The organism is Burkholderia sp. (genome assembly GCF_018375725.1).
Taxonomy (GTDB): domain Bacteria; phylum Pseudomonadota; class Gammaproteobacteria; order Burkholderiales; family Burkholderiaceae; genus Burkholderia.
On the sequence record NZ_JAHACR010000346.1, the window covers coordinates 1 to 4,110 of the forward strand.

The 4,110-nt window shown below is 66.4% G+C and carries 3 protein-coding genes and 1 pseudogene; 1 reads left to right on the forward strand and 3 read right to left on the reverse strand.

Going from position 1 to position 4,110, the window contains the following annotated elements; all coding sequences use genetic code 11:
• Positions 1-242, forward strand: a pseudogene (locus KH616_RS22365) (sulfurtransferase); the annotation flags it as partial.
• Between the two features lie 43 nt (positions 243-285).
• Here KH616_RS22365 and KH616_RS22370 read toward each other — a convergent pair.
• From KH616_RS22370 to KH616_RS22380, 3 genes are all read right to left on the reverse strand, one after another.
• Positions 286-1,161 (reverse strand): dienelactone hydrolase family protein, encoded by an 876-nt coding sequence (locus tag KH616_RS22370; protein WP_292252092.1) that lies wholly within the window; start codon positions 1,159-1,161, stop codon positions 286-288.
• 338 nt (positions 1,162-1,499) lie between these two features.
• Positions 1,500-2,846 (reverse strand): NAD(P)/FAD-dependent oxidoreductase, encoded by a 1,347-nt coding sequence (locus KH616_RS22375; protein WP_292252093.1) that lies wholly within the window; start codon positions 2,844-2,846, stop codon positions 1,500-1,502.
• Positions 2,847-3,102: 256 nt separating this feature from the next.
• Positions 3,103-4,110: DNA polymerase (locus KH616_RS22380; protein ID WP_292252094.1), on the reverse strand; the 1,008-nt coding region annotated here is incomplete at its 5' end.

Genomic DNA, 4,110 nt, shown 5'->3' on the forward strand with positions numbered 1-4,110 from the left:
ACAACCTGACCGCCGACGGCCGCTTCAAAAATGGCCACGAGCTGCGCGAGACCTTTGCCGCACTGCTGGCCGGCGTCGAACCGAATCTCGCGATCCTGCAATGCGGCTCCGGCGTGACCGCATGCCACAACGCGCTCGCGATGGAGATCGCGGGGCTGCATGGCGCGTCGCTCTACCCCGGTTCGTGGAGCGAATGGAGCGCCGATCCGGCGCGGCCGGTCGCGACCGGCCCGAACCCGTAACGCGACGGCAAGCGCACAGCGGCGGCGTCCGCCGCCACGTCGCTCATATCACGCCGTATTTGCGGAACCACGCGATCGCGCGCTTCCAGCCGTCCTCGGCATCAGCCTTGACGTAGCTCGGCCGGTAGTCGGCAAAGAATGCGTGCCCCGCATCGTCGTAGACGACAATCTGCGATTCGCGCGCAAGCTTCGACTCGCTCGTCTCGATGCGCGCGCGCATGTTCGCAAGCGACGCCTGCGTGATGTTCGCATCCTTGCCGCCATACAGCCCAAGCACCGGCACCTTCAACGTCGAAGCATGGTCGACCGGATTGAACGGCGTCATCTCGTCGGTCTTGCCTTCGACGAACCCGTAACACGCAACCGCCGCGCGCACGTGCGGATTGTGCTCGGCATACAGCCACGCCTGCCGGCCGCCCCAGCAGAAGCCGGTCACGCCGAGCCGGCCGATGTCGCCGCCATTCCTGCCCGCCCATGCGACCGTCGCGTCGAGATCCTCGGTGACCTGCCGGTCCGGCACCTTGCTGACGATCTGCTCGATGAGCGCCTGGATCGTCGGATACTTCGACGCGTCGCCCTGCCGCGCGAACAGGTCGGGCGCAATCGCCAGATAGCCGAGCTTCGCAAGGCGGCGGCAAATGTCGGCGATGTGCGCGTGCACGCCGAACACCTCGTGAATCACGATGACGACCGGCAGGTCGGTCTTGCCCTGCGGTTGCGCGCGATAGGCGGGAATGCTGGCATCGCCCGACCGGATTTCGACGGTACCCGCGTCGAGCCCGTCACTGCCCGTCGTGATCGTCTGCGCCGATACCGGCAAGACTGCCGCCGCGAAGGCGCCGCCGAGCGCCGTCTGCATGAATTGACGGCGTGAAAACGGCGCGCCCGGAACCAAACTGTCGACTTCGGGTTGCAACATGAACGCACTCCTCGCGTGAATGCCGCCGCGCCGCGCATCGGCGACGACGATATCGATGGAACAGCGCCGGCATGCCTGCCTCGGGCCTGCCGACCTCGGGCAGCCGCTACCGAACCCGGCTGCCTGAGGTCGGCCTCTCGCCGCAAACGGAATCCCGAACAAGATGCCCAATAATCCGTTTGCAAGTCAACTGCAAGCTATCCGCCGCGACGTCGGCCCGTTCACATCCGGAACTCGACTCATGGATGGCGGTGCGGCCTCACGCAGCGGCACGGCAAAAAAAACGGGCGGGCAATCCGCCCAATGCGAATTGCCCGCCCGTCGATTGCGTCGCGCCGTCAGTGCAGCTTGACGCGCGGCAACGTCGTGCGCCGCAGCCAGTGTGCGACGGTGTCGAGCAACATGCGCGGCCAGCCGTGCAGCGCCGCGATGTGCATCCGGTACAGCGACATGTACATGAATCGCGCGAACAGGCCTTCGATCAGCATGCTGCCGCCGATCAAGCCGCCCATCAGGTTGCCGACCGCGCTGAAGTGCCCGAGCGACACGAGCGAGCCGAGGTCGCGGTACGTGAATTCCGGCAGCGGCTGCCCGTCCAGCCGGCATCCAATCGCCTTCAACAGGAAGCTCGCCTGCTGGTGCGCGGCCTGTGCACGCGGCGGCACGCCGCGATCGTGGCCGGGCCATGCGCATGCCGCGCAATCGCCGAGCGCGAACACGTTGTCGTCGTTGACGCATTGCAGCGTGCGCCGCACTTCGAGCTGGCCGAGCCTGTTCACTTCGAGGCCGTCGAGATGCGAGAGCACGGCCGGCGCCTTGATGCCGGCCGCCCAGACAGTCAGGTCGGCGCGTATCGACTTGCCGCTCGCGGTACGCACAACGCCCGGCGCAACCTCGACCACCCGCTCGCCCAGCATCAGCCGCACGCCGAGCTTGCCGAGCAACTCGGCCGTCGCGCTCGACACGCGCTCCGGCAGTGCGGGCAGGATGCGCGGGCCGGACTCGATCAGCACGATGCCGACGTCGTGACGCGGATCCAGCTTGTGCAGACCGTACGCAGACAGCACCTGCGCGGTATTGCGCAGCTCCGCGGACAACTCGACGCCGGTCGCGCCGCCGCCGACGATCGCCACCTGGATGCGCGGCTCGCCCGGCGACGCCGGCTCACCGCCGGCTTCCACCGGCGTGTGGTTCTGGTGCTCGGCACGCATGCACAACGCAATCAGCCGCTTGCGGAAGCGCTCGGCCTCGCCCACGGTATCGAGCGCAATCGCGTTTTCCTGTGCGCCCTGCACGCCGAAGAAATGCGTGGTGCTGCCGATCGCGATCACGAGCGTGTCATATTCGAGCGTCCGTTCCGGCAGCAGCACTTCGCCTTCGCCATCGTTGACCGGCGCCAGCGTGATGCGCTTCGCGGCGCGGTCGAGGCTTGCCAGTTCGCCCTGCTGGAACTCGAAACCATGCCAGCGCGCCTGCGCCGCGTATTCGAGCTCCTGAGTAAACGGATCCATGCTGCCCGCCGCGACCTCATGCAACAGCGGCTTCCAGATATGTGTGGGATTCCGGTCGACGAGCGTGACGAGCGCGCGTGCCTCGCGATTTTTACGCGGGCCGTAGCGATCGCCGAGCCGCGTCGCCAATTCCAGGCCCCCCGCACCCCCGCCTACGATGATGATGCGATGCATCTGATTCTCCTCTTGCTATTCAAAACTGGCAGCAGCGCGATGCGCCTCGCATCGCGCCACGGCGTCCCTCGGCGGCCTCGTTCAAATCATCAGTGTGTCCCGCCTCGGAACACGAGGGCGCGTCGCGCCCTGCTATGAAGGTATGCTTAACGGCATTGTCCGGGAGCCCGCACCTTGGCGACAAGCCAATCGTCTCAATTAGTGACGTTCCCGCAACAAAATGCCGCAAATCATCGATGATGCGCATCCAACCCGATCAGTGAGCCTCCTCCCAGTTCGCGCCGGCGCCCACTTCGGCCACGAGCGGCACCTTGAGCTTCGCGACGCCGCACATCATTTCCGGCAGCTTCTCGCGCACATGCGCCAGTTCGGCGTCGGGCACCTCGAGCACCAGTTCGTCGTGCACCTGCATGATCATCCGCGATGACAGCCCCTCGCGGGTGAGCCAGTCGTCCACCGCGATCATCGACAGCTTGATCAGGTCCGCCGCCGTACCCTGCATCGGCGCATTGATCGCCGCGCGCTCGGCCGCCTGACGGCGCGGGCCGTTGCCGCCGTTGATCTCCGGCAGCCACAGACGGCGGCCGAACACGGTTTCGACGTAACCCTTCTCCTTCGCATTCGCGCGCGTCTCTTCCATGTACTGCGCGACGCCGGGATAGCGGGCGAAATACCGGTCGATGTACAGCTTCGCCGCGTCGCGGGTAATGCCGAGGTTCGATGCGAGCCCGAACGCGCTCATCCCGTAGATCAGGCCGAAGTTGATCACCTTGGCGATCCGGCGCTGATCGGCGGTCACTTCCAGCGGCGTCACGCCGAACACCTCGGCCGCGGTCGCGCGATGGATGTCCTCGCCTTGCGCGAACGCGCGCAGCAGCGACGCGTCGCCCGAGATATGCGCCATGATGCGCAGCTCGATCTGCGAATAGTCCGCCGACACGATGTTGCTGCCGGGCGCCGCAATGAACGCCTCGCGAATCCGCCGGCCTTCCGCCGTGCGCACCGGAATATTCTGGAGATTCGGATCGTTCGACGCGAGCCGGCCGGTGACCGCCACCGCCTGCGCGTAGTTCGTGTGCACCCGCCCCGTCTCCGGATTGACCATCCGCGGCAGCTTGTCCGTGTACGTCGACTTCAGTTTTGCCAGGCCGCGGTGCTCGAGCAGCAGCTTCGGCAGCGGGTAGTCCTCCGCGAGCTTCTGCAGCACCTCTTCGTCGGTCGACGGCGCGCCGCTCGGCGTCTTCTTCACGATCGGCAGTTGCAG